12 protein-coding genes are annotated in these 13,568 nt (G+C 57.1%); 5 read left to right on the top strand and 7 right to left on the bottom strand.

Going from position 1 to position 13,568, the window contains the following annotated elements; genetic code table 11:
- Positions 1-154: 154 nt before the first annotated feature.
- The 6 genes from B7G52_RS12010 to B7G52_RS11985 all read right to left on the bottom strand — a co-directional run bounded on the left by B7G52_RS12010 (position 155) and on the right by B7G52_RS11985 (position 7,341).
- Complete coding sequence (locus B7G52_RS12010; RefSeq protein ID WP_170954756.1) at positions 155-2,521, bottom strand: VWA domain-containing protein; 2,367 nt, start codon at positions 2,519-2,521, stop codon at positions 155-157.
- A 52-nt stretch (positions 2,522-2,573) separates the two neighbouring features.
- Entirely contained in the window at positions 2,574-3,704 is a 1,131-nt protein-coding gene (locus B7G52_RS12005) for a DUF3150 domain-containing protein (RefSeq protein ID WP_096697824.1), read from the bottom strand.
- 390 nt (positions 3,705-4,094) lie between these two features.
- Entirely contained in the window at positions 4,095-4,562 is a 468-nt protein-coding gene (locus B7G52_RS12000) for a single-stranded DNA-binding protein (RefSeq protein ID WP_096670178.1), read from the bottom strand.
- Positions 4,562-5,554 carry a hypothetical protein gene (locus B7G52_RS11995; protein ID WP_240523425.1) on the bottom strand — a complete coding sequence of 331 codons (993 nt, stop codon included), beginning with the start codon at positions 5,552-5,554 and terminating at the stop codon, positions 4,562-4,564. The genes B7G52_RS12000 and B7G52_RS11995 overlap by 1 nt, the downstream gene beginning before the upstream one ends.
- A 12-nt stretch (positions 5,555-5,566) precedes the next feature.
- The gene (locus B7G52_RS11990) at positions 5,567-6,283 is read right to left on the bottom strand and encodes a hypothetical protein (RefSeq protein WP_096697823.1); all 717 of its coding nucleotides are present in this window, start codon (positions 6,281-6,283) and stop codon (positions 5,567-5,569) included.
- Positions 6,280-7,341 (bottom strand): MoxR family ATPase, encoded by a 1,062-nt coding sequence (locus tag B7G52_RS11985; protein WP_096697859.1) that lies wholly within the window; start codon positions 7,339-7,341, stop codon positions 6,280-6,282. Before B7G52_RS11985 ends, B7G52_RS11990 begins: the two co-directional genes overlap by 4 nt.
- A gap of 280 nt (positions 7,342-7,621) precedes the next feature.
- On the opposite strand from B7G52_RS11985, the gene B7G52_RS11980 reads away from it, so the two are divergent.
- Positions 7,622-7,978, top strand: a complete 357-nt coding sequence (locus B7G52_RS11980; protein WP_096697822.1) for a hypothetical protein — start codon at positions 7,622-7,624, stop codon at positions 7,976-7,978.
- A 241-nt stretch (positions 7,979-8,219) separates the two neighbouring features.
- On the opposite strand, the gene B7G52_RS24340 is transcribed toward B7G52_RS11980, so the two are convergent.
- A complete protein-coding gene (locus B7G52_RS24340) occupies positions 8,220-8,351 on the bottom strand; it encodes a hypothetical protein (protein WP_255250065.1) in 132 nt (43 codons plus the stop codon).
- Between the two features lie 599 nt (positions 8,352-8,950).
- Here B7G52_RS24340 and B7G52_RS11975 point away from each other — a divergent pair.
- The 4 genes from B7G52_RS11975 to B7G52_RS11960 all read left to right on the top strand — a co-directional run bounded on the left by B7G52_RS11975 (position 8,951) and on the right by B7G52_RS11960 (position 13,272).
- Positions 8,951-9,856: a hypothetical protein gene (locus B7G52_RS11975; RefSeq protein WP_096697821.1), complete on the top strand. Its 906-nt coding sequence runs from the start codon at positions 8,951-8,953 to the stop codon at positions 9,854-9,856.
- 51 nt (positions 9,857-9,907) lie between these two features.
- Entirely contained in the window at positions 9,908-11,665 is a 1,758-nt protein-coding gene (locus B7G52_RS11970; RefSeq protein WP_096697820.1) for an ATP-dependent helicase, read from the top strand.
- 521 nt (positions 11,666-12,186) lie between these two features.
- Positions 12,187-12,699: a hypothetical protein gene (locus B7G52_RS23325; protein ID WP_141397443.1), complete on the top strand. Its 513-nt coding sequence runs from the start codon at positions 12,187-12,189 to the stop codon at positions 12,697-12,699.
- Between the two features lie 9 nt (positions 12,700-12,708).
- Positions 12,709-13,272, top strand: coding sequence for a GNAT family N-acetyltransferase (locus tag B7G52_RS11960; protein WP_141397442.1), 564 nt, complete (start codon positions 12,709-12,711; stop codon positions 13,270-13,272).
- The last annotated feature ends 296 nt before the right edge of the window (positions 13,273-13,568 follow it).

The raw sequence follows: 13,568 nt of genomic DNA, 5'->3' as shown, positions 1-13,568 counted from the left end.
TGCGATTGTCCATCAATTCCCATCCTCAGTCCAACGATCACGACCCCCCAAAAAACTACCCCCTTCCCTGCTGGACGCTGGCTTTTTACAGGGGCCTTGTTGGGCCCCTGTAAAAAACCCCCACCTTTGCGCGGCAAAGGTAGGGACTTCAGTTTCAAGCTGTCAGTCTTTCGGCCATTCGGCCGCTGAACAACTTTTCCAGTCCATCGGGCAACTCGGAAGTTGACCCGATGTGGATCGAGTACGGCAGTAGCCGCTCGATCTGGCAATGTGCTCCCATGCCGATTCCCATGAATTCGACACCCTGAGCCTGCGCCTGCGCAATCAACACCTGGACCTCCTCGAAGCTGCTGGGGTTTCCGTCGGTCACGAGAATCACCAGGTGCTTTTCGGTCCGCTGCTTGAGCAAACGTGGAAGTACCTCGCGAAGCGCAGCCGCGAGCGGCGTGCCGCCAGCGGCATTGATCTGCCCCAACCGCTTTACAGCTTGTCTGGTTGACTCACCAAATGACTGCAGTGTCATCGTCGCGTCAACAAACGCGTCGTAGCCGGGGAACATCTCAATTGACGTTCTCACCTTTGAGATTCGTTCCAATGCCTGTGCGCACGCCACGCTCACCTCTGCGGCAGCCACGATCTCATGCTCCATCGAGGCCGATCGGTCTAGCAGAACCGTCACGGCCGCATCGATCCCTGATGCAGGCCTGCGGATGCGGAACACGTTGGTATCGCCCAATCGCTTGAGACGCCACACACGGTCCCCTGCCACCTGCCCACCGGTTTGCCCGTATTTCGACGGGCGCCGGCGCTTGTCCTGCAGCTCTTTTGTGAAGACGCGAACCAGCTTACTCAGGACACCTGATAAGCGAACACCCAGATCCAGGTGGACCTCTGCGCCGCTGCCGTTCCCAGTTCCCGCAGCCGAACCCGCCAGCCCCAAAGATTCTTCCGCCTCCTGTGCAGCAACTGCCAGTTCAATGGCTGCGAGCACCGCTTCCAGTGGTTCGCCGCTGGCTTCCGCGTCACCCATCAGGATTCTGAGGTGCGCTGTAAGCTCTTCGTCCGCCTCCGTTGGCTCTGCCGCAACTTCAAGCTGCCCATCAACGTCCGGTTGCCCAAACTGGTCAATGTATGCCTGCTTGAGCAGCGTCCCCAGGTCAAGGCCGTTGATAGACGCGAGATCCAACGGCTTGGTGGAATCCTCCAGCGCATGCGCAGAATTTCCCGCCTCACCGTCCTCAATCGGCACTGGCAAGTCATTCCCACCAGGTACACCGGACCCGAAAGGGTCCTGGCCTCCGCCCTCCTTTGCCGGCTGTGGTTGGTCTGCTTGTCCCTGGTCTCGTGGTTGCCCGGTGGACGCCCCTGTAGCCGGCCCATCGCCGCCACCATCAGTTTTTTGACCGTCTGGAGCGGCATTGCCGGGAGACGACTCCGCATCCCCGTGCTTCGCGTTCGCCTCTTGGGTCTCTTCCGCTGTTGGTTCTCCTGCCCCCTCACCCGATGCTTTATCGGTCGTTTGGGAGCCAGCTTGCCCATCCTGCGGACCCTCGGCCGATTCTGGTTCCGCGCCCTCGGACGATTGAGCTCCTTCACCGCTGGCAGCGTCATCGCCCTCCGCGCCGTCAAGCTCACCGCCGTCGTTTTCATCCGGACCATCAGGGCTGCCTTGTGCCGCGCCATCATTTGGCTCAGCGGACTCCTTTCCGTCGCTCCCCTGCGCCGCGGCATTGTCAGGGACATCGGCCTCCGGCTTCTGTGCCTCGCCGGCCTTACTCTGCTGCTCTTCCTCGGACGCTTCGCCATCGGGTGGCGGGGTAGCCGAATCCTTCTCGCCATCGTTAGGCACCTCCGGAACCGCTGGTTCTTCGGGCGCCTCGCTTTGCGCGGGTTCGTTCAATGCACTCAATAGCGCATGCGAGAGCGCGACAACATCGGCACTGTTCTCGCAGCTGGAAAGCTTTGATACAGCCGCCTGCACTGCGTCGCGCATTTTCGACGTGAGAGCGGGCTCAAACTTCGCTAGGAATTGGGGACCCAACTCCCGAATTGAGTCATGGGCGGCCATCGCAAGATAGCCCCTGGTAAGCGTCGTCACCGCAAGAATCATCGACAGGTGCTCTTCTTTCGAAGCGTCGAGCTTTGCGAAAATGGATTGATACGTCGCATCAAGTCCTCGGTTCAGGATCAGAGATGCGCCCCTGAACTCCTTCATTTGCTCCGCCTCAATTCGCGGATCTTCAAGCGTGTTGAAAATCGTCTTTATTTCCGCGCTGACACCATCCAATGCGGAGAAATCCGTATGGCTATCATGCCCTGCTTCGTGCACGGCCTGCCGTGTTAGCAGTGCAATTTCATCAGCCTCGCCCGTTTTTGGACGCGGGAGGCTAATGACTCCGTTCTCACCGCAAGAAGCCGGCTGGCCCCATACGATGACGGCCTTTCGACCGACGATCAACGAGAGGAAACCGGCTATGGTCTTCATCGCCGTTGCAATCTTCATTTGTACCAAGTTGGTCATTGTGTATTCCAAGCTCCCCTGACGCCAGAGCGCCAGGGGGTGGTTTATCGGATCAGAACAAGCCGATGAACATCGGCTGCTCTGCTTCAGCGCCCGTACGTTCCAGCTGGTTCCCGTGGGACGCCGGCTGGGCAGGTTCGCTGTGCGGTTGATCCAGGAACCCGGCGTCAACGCCGGTCCCTGAATTTGAAGTCTCCACCGCGATAGCTGCCGGAGATTCAAAGGTTGCGGCAGGAGCGCCGCCGAAAGTGAGCAATTGCTCGAACGCCTCGGCCGGTGATTCAGACTCGAACGCGAGCCTGGCGATGCGCATTGCCTTCCCAGGGTTGGCAAGGGTTTGACTGATTGTCCAAACATGCATCAAGTTCACCCCGTCAATCGGCCCGTCGGTCGGCAAGAGCTTCAAGACGTGGTCGATCATCCTTGCCAGCGGTTCGCAGGTCGGATCCAGGAAAGAGAAGTTCTGGAACTTCTCACCGATGCGCTTGAGCGGCCGCAAAGTCTTCCAGGTCACTTTCTCGCGCTTCGTGACTGCCCCTGACCCGTTGTCACCGGTCAGGTACTTGGTGATCAGGATCTCCGCCTCTTTTGCAGCATCCGCAAACAGCTCGCCCTTGAGGCCAGTCATCTGTTCTGCGTACATCGCGTTGGCATCGCTGAACTCTTCGCTACTCGGTGCGCTCACGCGGCAGAGGTAGAAGCCGAAGGACAGCCGGCCGGCAACATGTTCCGGTGTCGGGATGTCGCTGATCAGACCTGCCCATTCCTTGTTGTCGGGATGGTCGCGCCAGAGCTCGATGGCCGTTTCGAAACGGCGTTTGAAACTGGTCGCGGTCTGATCAAACTCGGCCTTGATGCGGACCAAGGATTTGTAGACATCGTCAAGTTTGCCCTGCGGGATGCCGATCGTCCCCAGAAGGGGCAGACCGTTGTAGGCAAGGAGCTTTTCCGCTTCACGCTTCAAGCTCAGAAACGGCGCAAGATCGTCGGTGTCGCAGATCTTGATCGAGCCCAAGGTCGCCAACGTTTCGGGGGGAAGGTTCGCGAACTCCGGGTTCTTGGCAATCAACGCTTCTTTTTTGAGGCGTTTACGTCCAGACCAGAGATGCACATCAAGACTCACACAAACCAGTCCATCTACGGACTTTTTCGTGATTGCTTCGTCGACGGATTTATTCGTCATTGGGTTCTCCAAAAAGGAAAGCGGGAACCCAATAACCCCGTGCGGGATGGATTCCCGCTGGGGTTGATATGAATGCAGAAACGAGTTCTGCGGACGGCATGGCCGAACGGTGCCAATATAGGCCAAAGAAACGAGGGGTGCAAACGATGGCGACCAGCCACGTTTGGAAAGCAAACTACGGTTTGCTGGGAGGAGGAATCCTGCCACAAGACTCGGAATGTCTTGTGGCAGGACTCTCTTTCGAGAGCCTGCACGGGTCCGCATGTGCGAACCTCTTCTTCTATCCCCCAGGCGCTTTGAACGCCGCCCAGGGCCTGCTCTAACCGCAGCTGCCAGTGTGGCCGCAATTCTCGCAGATATCACAGCCGTCACGCTTGTGCAACGACATGCTCATGCAGCTCGGGCACTGGCGCCCACCCGCTGTTGCGGCTGCTGTCTTGGCACACTCTCGTTCGGTGGACGGCGTTGGGCTGCTGGTTGCCCGTTTCCGGCTCCACGCTGCTCGCCATTACCCTGCGCATGTTGGTTGCCTCCCGAGGAACGCTCACCCATGGGTTTGCGCCCTCGCTGAAACCAGCTCATTCGATATTTCACGAATGTCTTCGTCTCACCAGCTGGTGATGTGTATTGCTGGGTTTCCTGATGGCCAGTCGCAAAGATCTCTTGACCCTTGACGGTGGTTGAGCAGAATTCCTCAGCCATATCCCCGTAGCAGAAGAACGTTGCCGCCTCTGTTACTTCGCCGCCCTTGGCAAACCTCGAAGCCAGCAGCCGAAACTCACAGACCACCCCCCCTGTGGGGAGCAGCTTGAGCTCAGGCTGGTGACCGAGGCGTCCGTGTGCAGTCATCATCAACATCAGTGTGCTTCTCCAGTTCGTACAACACGATACATGTTTTTGAAGCCTTCCTCACCACCTGCGAGCGAAACTGGCACTTTCCCCAGCGGGGTAATCGCCACATTCTCGCCAATCTTCACACCCATCGCCTGCAGCTCCCGATCAAGCTCCAGCCCGCGAAGGGGTAGATCCACGCCATTGGCCAGCCGGAGCTTCGCCTCGAAGGTCTCGTACGGGGCGCGGCCTTGCGGCGACATCACCCGCGTTCCCGCGGCAATCAAGAGGCCCTCAAAGGTGACGCCTGTCTCGACCCGAGGGGCAAAGGTCTTTGCCGGCGGCAAAGGTTTGGGTTCGCGCTTCGCCGATGTAGCCATCTGTGGAGCTGGCGCAAGCGCCACCTTCACTTCGGCCTTTGGTGCCGGTTTTGCCGGCGCGTTGGGCATTGGCTTCGGCTCAGGTACAGGTTTGAAAGCCTTGACTTTCGTGTTGCCCTTCAAGTTGATCAAATCCTGCACCAGGTTCACTGTCTCATCCTTGATGTCATCGAGTCCCATCGCTGGGTCGTATTTGGCATCCGTCAACGTGTGCCGCCTGCCTTGGAGCAAGCCCCGCAGCCGTGGCTCCGTCACAATCATTTCGCGTTTCACCAGGCCTTGCGACTTGTAAACACGAAGATGCACCACCGCAACTGATGGGTCCAGGCGGATCGTAACGATACGGTCCGCTGCGATGAACTCCTCCTGCTGATTCGGTTTTGCGCCGACAGCAGCTGCCGGCGCGAACTCGCGCTCAACTGGAACAGTCAGGTTCGCACCGGACCGCTGAGCTTGCGCTGCGAGTGCATCTGAATTGCTTTTGCGCAAGGCTTTGGCTTTGGCTTTGGCTTTGGCTAGTTTCGATGCCGTCCAAATTGCCACCTTGAGCGCGTTCCGGGCTAGCCAGACCACACCCAATGCAAACATCGAGACGATCATGATGCCGGCAGAAAGCCAGCTCATTTTTCCACTATTCATTTTTTGTTCCTCTTAAAAGGCTACTGATGCGGCGTCGGCTAGCCAGCCGCCATCGTCACCACTGTTTGGAGAAGTGATCGCCTGGTTTGCAAACATTGCATCCCTGACTGACCACCCGAGATGCACTAAGGCATCACGTGTTTCGTTTGGCTTCGTGAAGAAGTGGGCAAGCCACTCCTCCCATTCCAGCGGGACTTCCTTCGGAACCCTTTGGGGTACACCAGGGCGATCACTGATCAACATCCGACGGCCGCCAACAACCCAATCCGCAACCACCAAGGCAATTGCAGGATGGGAAACCGGGGCTGCGATGTACTGGCATGCCCGGCGAACCCGGATCAACCATTCTTCGAGTACTTCAGGCCTTGCATCGGTCGCTTCAAGGACCACCTCCCACTGCTGGGCAAGAGCGGCCATGTCGTCCCCAATGCTGACGGTTGTAAAGAAGATCAACTCCCCACCAATCGCAAGCTCGGGATGGTCCTCAGTGAAGCGTCCCTTCAGAAGCCCGTTCTCCTCGCCATCGAGTTGAAGATACTTTCGTCGGGTAATTTTCCTGAAACCAGCCCTCACCCGCTTGCTGACCTCCGGTGCCAGGTTGTGGGGCAGCAAATTTGCCTGCCTGACGAGCCCGCCGGCAACTTCAGCCGTCAGAACCCTCATGCTTTGGACCGACACCCCCCAAGCGCCCTTGGTCGGGTGTTCATAGACGTCATAGACGCCGCTCATGGTCCGACCCTGCTGCGACAGTTCTCGTCGTAGCCAGCAACAAGGGTGATCATCTCGTTCACCGCGGACGCCATCGTCACAGGCATCTTCAGTGCACGGCGAAGCGCGTAATGAATTCCGCTTCGCGTCTGTTTGCTGAGCACCGGCTGGTACATCGCAGTGAGCTTCGCCCACCGCAAGACCGCACGAGTCGATATTGGTTTCTCGATCCCATCGGCCCCCTCGCGGAAGGCTCGGCGCACCTTGTTGGCCACGCCGACTGTCATCATTGCAATGGACTCGGCCAGTGCTGTGCTCACGCCACCAGCTACGAGATTGCGGATGACCAGCTCGGTTTCCAGGTCTGGCCGCAGATAGTCGACTTCCATGTAGAAGCAACGGTCCTCGTTGGCCACGTCCATCACATTGCGACCGGCAACCGCTGCGAGCGAGTCAACCGAATTCTGCGTTGCGAAGATCCTGGTTGTCGGCGCAGGCTGGATGATCTCCCCAGTTTGCGGGATCATGAATGAATACCCTTCCAGCACCAGGTTCAGCGCAGTGGCTTCAGCAGGATCTAGATTGTTGTATTCATCGAGCAGTACCGATGAACCCTCACGACAGGCCCTTGTCACAGGTCCGTCATGCCACTTCAAGCTCCCTTCGCTTGTCGGCATGTACTGGCCAATCAAGTGATAGTTCTCGGTCGTAGGACCGCAGGAGATCTTGTACAAAGGCACGTTCAGCCGCGCATGCCATTGCTCAAAGAGAGACGATTTGCCGGCCGATGGGTCGCCTTCGATCACGCAGAACGTGAAGCCCCCCACCCAGAACATCGTGAGATCACGCAGGCGTTCTGTTTCGAAGACGTAGAACGGGTCGATTCGGGGTACTCCGTAGAGGCCCGGCGCCATCCCCTGGATTTCTGCCTTTTCCGGCGCCTCGGGAATGTTGAATGTCGAGCGGATTGCGTACCGCTGGAACAGCGACTTCGGCTGGGCTTGTGGGCTCTCCGCTTTCGCTGTTTCGTTTGTTGTCGTAGGCGCTACTTGCGCGCCGTTGTTTGCATTGTTGTGCATCGTCAATCTCCTTAAAGAGTTCAAATAGGCCAATGTCTTTGAGGATGGGTACTAAGCCCTCTCTCAAGCGCTCAGGGCTCTTGCCAGTAAGTCGGCAGGACAGCTCAAAGCTAAATGGCACTTCAGATGGTTGGATAACCTTCCAGACCTTGTTGCCTGACTCGCTAACCGTGGCGTAGGCCACAGCAGGAGGGGCAAAGATCCAGCGAAGGATTTCTTTCTTTTCTTTCCCGTTCCCTCTGGCCCGTAGGAGCCGGAGGGAATAGAACACGAGGCCTTCGTGCAGCTGCGCGATAGCGTCCTCGGTCCACACAACCTTCTCGTCGCTTTCAGAACCTGGGCAGTCCGCGTCACCGATGTCGGTAAACGGATCGCCAAGATCAACAAGCTCCTTGTCGGGAGTGAGACCGAGCGGCTGATCGAGCAGAGAGTCGGCAAGCAAATCAATGGCAACAGCCTTCTGCGGATCCCGAGGAATCCAGACCGTCGCCACCTTTTGCAGCCGCTTCTCTTTGCGCTCAAGGCGTTTCAGTTCGTGTTCTGTCCAAACCGCAATTTCGTGCGAGGTGAACATAGGGAAGAAAAGCTGTACGTGTGGGACGCGGCTAAGCGTTTTCGCGTACATGACAGGCCTTGAAGGGACTGGTCACAAGAAGAGATTTCATTTCGTCTTCCTTTGGCTCGAACCGGCAAAGGAGACTCCCAACAGGGAGTGCTCCCTGCTGGGTTAATGAAAGGGCAGCGAGTGCTGCCCAGGTGAATGCGAACCCAGGGTTCGCGCTAATCGACTTGCATCGAGAAGTGCTCACGCTGTGAAAATGTGTGAAGAGGAACGGAAGGGATGGATAAACGAGCAGAGACCCGAGGGCCTCTACTGTTTACTTGGCTTCGTCCAAGATTTTTTCAATCTTGGAATGGTTTGCCGAGATGGTGTTGGTGCCGTTTTTGACGGTACCAATGGCGAAGGTAGCTACGAGAGCAAGACCGGCCAATACGATGATAACTTTCATGAGAGTCTCCTAAAGAATTAAGAAAAACCCAAGAAAGCACCACACCCAAGGGGGTAAGTGCCCCGAGGGAATGAGAAAAACCATGATGAACAAGCGATAGCAAGTTCACCTCAATAAGGCGTGTACACGACACGCAACCATGCATTGCTGCACGATCTTTTACGACAAACGTCGAGAAAGACCTCACAAGTCGCCGAAAACTTGTCAGGTATTGCCCGAGTGGCCACGTTTAGCGGATGAGGTGCCGAAGCACCTCGCCCCAGAAAACCGAATCTCGGCCTTCACAATAATTCTTTACCCTTGCGGGCTGTCGGCCGCCGTCGCGGCTGACTATGACGGATCGAAAAGTTTAAGTGTCCCATCTGCACTGCAGGCCGATTTTCGACCTACGCGGCAATTATTGAAGCGGTCAATCCATCCGTCAATTGATCGCGACCAGTTGCACGAGGTTGGCTTCAACCACAAGGGACTTTGACGGCTGGCACGGGTGGCTTAGGCGTTCAACGAGCTACTTTTGCTACGTTGGCCGGGCTCGCGCAGCACGGGGGTGCTCTAAATTCAAAGTTGTCTTTGTACAACTATTTTTGGAGAGTTCCACCATGGCAAACGATTCCTCTGCCAACAACGCCCAGCCCGTTGCCGATCAACTATCGCCACAGCGCCGCCAGGCGATGGTTGATGTTTTTGGCGAGGCGTTCGCCAATTCCTACCGCGGCCCGATTCACTTCATGGACGGCGAGTTGCTGAGCTCCCCGACCGCCATGACGTTCTACCGGCGGGACTTCGGCTACATCTCGAAGGTTTTGGCCTACGAATACCAATATCGTTCGTGGCATGGCTACAACCAGGAGCTGCTGGACCGTTACGCGGAGATTGTGACCAAAAAACTCACAAGCATGGCTACCCTCCTCGAGAACTGGTCAAACCGGTTTGAAAAGGTCATGCAGCAAAACGGGACCAAGATGGAAAGCACGGTCTATCCCAACGGCATTGTGGCGACTGTTCCAGTGATCAGCGGCTTCGCCCGTCGTTACTTCGCAACACTCAAGGAGCTCGACCGCTTCAACCTGCTGGCTGGCACCGCCAACCTTATGGGCGTGATTGACTCGACACAGCGTGCCCAGGCCGAATACATGTGCAAAAACGCCGTGCGCGCCTTTGCAGCGGCGTTGCGCAACGAAGTCGTTCGGCTCTACCGCGAGGCCGACCGAATGATGCAGGAACAGCGGCACAAAGGGTCGTCAAGCCCGGAACAGTCCGCCCAGGTCGAGGCGCAAGGCCAGGAGCTGCAGGCTTTTGCGAATTCGATGGAAGCCGATGGGAAGACCGACAGCGCTCTCAACATGGGCGACGTAGACCCGAGCAAAGTCCTGGACGATGCAGTAGCCGCAAGTTCTGCTGCAACTAAGTCAGCCTCGAAGGCGCGCAAGCCCAAAACGGACTCAGCGCCGGCCACACCCGCAGGCTCTCCTGCTGTAGAAGAGCAGCCCGTCGCAGCGGCCTGAATGCCCTGTACCCCATAGGCCGCCCCGAGCGGCCTTTTTTTTAGGCCTGCAATGGGATTCACACCCGCCCAACAAGATGCCATCGAGCATGATGGCCACCTACTGATCGTTGCCGGCCCCGGGAGCGGGAAGACCACAACCTCTGTTGCGAAAGCTCGCAGAATCCTCGCCGACCCCGCCCGCCGGCTGCTCATGGTGACGTTCACCAAAGAAGGCGCGGAAGAAATGCGCCGCCGCCTCGACAAGGCCCAAGAAGAAGCCGGAGGACGCCCGTTCAACCGGGAAAAGCTACGCGTCGGGACGTTCCACAGTATTGCGCTGCAGCACCTACACACCCATCGCCCCGCCCAGAAGCTCCTAAGCCCCGTACAACAAGGCATCCTTCTAAATGAGGCGCTCAACCCTTACGCCTCCGACAACGACCACGTGAAGGCCATCAGGGTTGAATTTGAGTCGTTCATGTATGCGATTGACCGAGATCGAGTGGAACTGACCCCGCCCGCATCGGAAGTAATCAAGCGGTACATGGAGCGCGTGAATGCAAGCCGCGCGACGGATCTCTACACCGTCATGAGAGACTGCGCCCTGCTTGTCCATCAGGAATCTATCCCTCCGATGAACTTCACCGACATGATCGTGGATGAGGGACAGGATACCGATGAGCTGCAGAGGGTGTGGATATTTGCCCATGCGAGGGCGGGACTCAACGTGACGATCGTGGGAGACGACGACCAGTCGATCTACGAGTGGCGCAATGCCCTTGGCTACGCCGGCATGAAGGACTTCATGGACACCTTCGGGGCGAGGCGGATCGAGTTGGGTGACAACTTCAGATGCAAGGAAGAAATTCTTTCGCATGCCATCACGTTGGTCGCCCGCAACGGTAGCCGGCTGAAGAAGGACCTGGTGGCGACTCGCGGCCCCGGCGGAAAGATCGCCGCCTACCATACCGGTAGCATCGAGACGCAGTGTGAGGAACTTGCGGAGTTAATCAGCAAAACACCCGAGCGCCACACCAACACTGTTGTGCTTTCGCGCATGAACCACTCGCTCAACGAGCTGGAACTGGCCTTGACGGCATGCGAGGTGCCCTACATCCGGATCGGGAAGTCAATCTGGGACAACGCCTGGGTTGCGACATACCTTAGCCTGCTTCAATCCTTGCTCGACAACTCCCCAGTAGGTGTGCTCGGCAGCCTTCGGTGCATGGAACTCGACGATGCAGTCAAAACGGAGTTGCTTCATGTGATGAAAGGGGATGCTGCTGCCTTTTTAACCGGTGAGGTTCCCAGTCTCGATTCCGCAACGCCGCAAGACGCAAAGATTCTCAAGGAGTTTGCCGAGTCCTGCAGGTATTGGCGCAACCAGATGCCCGCTGGGAGCCACACAGAGGTGGTCCTGGATGTGGGAGCATGGCTCGCGTCGAAGCAGCGCTCCCGGCGAACACGGGAGATCCTGACCAGGGCATCAGGCATCCTCGGGAAGCTCTCCGGAACCATCTCGAATCGCCTCTACTTCATCAACCAAAACAAGAAGGCCTCCGGTACCGCCCCGGTAACGCTCATGACGATGCACGGCTCCAAAGGGCTGGAGTTTGAGACCGTACACGTCATTGATGCCACGAAGCCAGAGGATGGCTCCGACCTGATCCATGTTGAGGCTGAGCGCCGGCTGATGTATGTGGCCATCACGCGTGCGAAGGACCGATGCTTCGTCTGGTACAGCGGGCCGCCCCACCCTACCATTAGCGATGCGGAGTTGCCAGTTCTGCACCAATTCGAGAAGCTTAAGGTATTGGTTGCTTCATAGGCAGTGCAAATGCGGGCGCAGCCCGTGGGCTGGGCACCTCATGGCGTCAAGGGAGTGGCGTGCATAAAATAGAAAGTAGTGAATTGCGGGCCCACGCCCCCACGACTCCCAACTTCCCTTCATGATTCTTGACTTCTGGCCAGATGGCCTGACAGAGCGCATAGAAATCGCTAGAATCCTACCACTTCAGCGCAAAGCTGACTTGCTTGCCCAAGTGCAAGCCTTTCAACAACGGCTCCATCGCGGAGCCGCATTCAAATACTGCCTTGGGCGATGACATCGACTTTTGGCGAGCCTACCGCACAAGATCCAGGCCTAGGTTGAAAGTCTTCGGAATAGACGTAGTTACTTCTTCCCTCGCGGCGGTGTAATTGCGCTGCCCCGCGAGTCGGTAGGGACCGTGTCTTGAAGGCATACGGTTAATTTCAGAACAACCCGGATGGGCACCAGTTGCCCTCCCGGGCCGGTGCTTGTTCACAACATGGAGCGGGCACTAGCCCGATAGGAAAATGGTAGAAATAATGAACCCCGGCGAATGGGGAACACGAGATGGTAAGCCCGCAATTGTTTGGCATCGACCTGGGGTTGCGGCTAGTGGCGAATCATCGGTCGTTCAGGAAGTCCGAACCTACGCCAATGAAGAGGAACGATTTGAAGCCCACCAACGTGGGCTGGACCGTTCGTCCAAAGACTCTGGTAGCTCAAGGAAAAGGGGAAACCAACAACAGGGGAAAAATCCGCGACGGGTATATCTGTCGGATGCCGCGCAGGACGATTCTGTTCTTCGCTCTTTTGCAGATGTGGTCGCCCCCGATTCGGATGTTGAGGTCTATGCGAAAAACAGTGTCTTGCGGCTGAAGGATGGGGTAACTCCTCCTGTGCAGCCAGAGCGCCATACCCTCGCCGACGGACGTGAAGCGTGGGTAAGCAGGTTCCCTGCTCTGCAGGCAACTAAACGACCATTTACCATGATCGTGGCTGAGGCAGATTCCGCAGTCGAGCGATCTGTTGAAGAAATCCGCCCGCGCGGCTAAGGGCGGGAAATGAGATTCCGCACAGCGTCACGGGATGGTCCATCAGGACAATCCAATCTGAGGTTGATTGCGGATGTCAACAATTCGACAGTTGGTTGGATCGACTATGTTCTGTTCCAGGGAAAGCCGTCAATCAACATGGTTGAGGTGCAGCCAAGCCTGCGTCGTAACGGTTACGGGTCCGCGCTGGTTTACCAGTTGCAGCGCGAATTCCCTAGCCAAGAGATTGACTGGGGAATGTTGACTGGTGATGGTGCCAAACTGTTTGCATCCATTCCGAAGCGATTTTTGCCTGACTCCGAATACGCTGTGAAGCGTGATCAACTCAACGCGAACAAGGAGAAGCTGGCTAGATACTCCCAGCTCGCTGATAGCTTTCATGCAATCGAAAGTCCGTCAGATGCTCAGCGCAATGTTTACCAATCTGCCACTGGTGACTGGAATGACTTGCACGACATGCAATGGGAGTTGGAGCAATACTTGGCATCAACGCCACCTGGCATAACGCTGCTGGTTGTATCAGATTGTTCTCAGCACGAGAAAAAGACATCGCGCCCACGCATACGAGCGTAATTTCAAAACCCCATAAGGCCTATGCATCTTCAGATGGATGGGCCTTTTTTTTGTCCGTTTAATGCCTGGTCTGGAAATCCATTATTCCTTCATGTCGAGGTTTCAAGCGAGTTGGCGCGTAAAACACGCACTACCCTGGCTCACCTTCTAGGAGCCTGTCGGGCTTTCCCGTCTTTCGCGAAGCGGGGTATGGCGCAACAATTGCTGGAGTAGACCAAAGGAGTCCTGCCCGATGAGCCGGTTCATATCTGTTGACCGAGACACTGCTTACCTTCTGCCGCCCTCGGTGGACGAAT

Source organism: Polaromonas sp. AER18D-145 (genome assembly GCF_002379095.1).
Taxonomy (GTDB): domain Bacteria; phylum Pseudomonadota; class Gammaproteobacteria; order Burkholderiales; family Burkholderiaceae_C; genus Polaromonas.
Note: the sequence above shows the minus strand (reverse complement) of the source record. Positions and strands in the feature narration are given on the sequence as shown.

Excerpts from the sequence above, each read along its gene's own strand:
- B7G52_RS12000 (WP_096670178.1), bottom strand. The coding sequence starts at position 4,562 with ATGTTGATGATGACTGCACACGGACGCCTCGGTCACCAGCCTGAGCTC.
- B7G52_RS11990 (WP_096697823.1), bottom strand. The coding sequence starts at position 6,283 with ATGAGCGGCGTCTATGACGTCTATGAACACCCGACCAAGGGCGCTTGG.
- B7G52_RS11970 (WP_096697820.1), top strand. The coding sequence starts at position 9,908 with ATGGGATTCACACCCGCCCAACAAGATGCCATCGAGCATGATGGCCAC.
- B7G52_RS11960 (WP_141397442.1), top strand. The coding sequence starts at position 12,709 with ATGAGATTCCGCACAGCGTCACGGGATGGTCCATCAGGACAATCCAAT.
- B7G52_RS11975 (WP_096697821.1), top strand. The coding sequence starts at position 8,951 with ATGGCAAACGATTCCTCTGCCAACAACGCCCAGCCCGTTGCCGATCAA.
- B7G52_RS24340 (WP_255250065.1), bottom strand. The coding sequence starts at position 8,351 with ATGAAAGTTATCATCGTATTGGCCGGTCTTGCTCTCGTAGCTACCTTC.
- B7G52_RS12005 (WP_096697824.1), bottom strand. The coding sequence starts at position 3,704 with ATGACGAATAAATCCGTCGACGAAGCAATCACGAAAAAGTCCGTAGAT.
- B7G52_RS11995 (WP_240523425.1), bottom strand. The coding sequence starts at position 5,554 with ATGAATAGTGGAAAAATGAGCTGGCTTTCTGCCGGCATCATGATCGTC.
- B7G52_RS23325 (WP_141397443.1), top strand. The coding sequence starts at position 12,187 with ATGAACCCCGGCGAATGGGGAACACGAGATGGTAAGCCCGCAATTGTT.
- B7G52_RS11985 (WP_096697859.1), bottom strand. The coding sequence starts at position 7,341 with ATGCACAACAATGCAAACAACGGCGCGCAAGTAGCGCCTACGACAACA.
- B7G52_RS12010 (WP_170954756.1), bottom strand. The coding sequence starts at position 2,521 with ATGACCAACTTGGTACAAATGAAGATTGCAACGGCGATGAAGACCATA.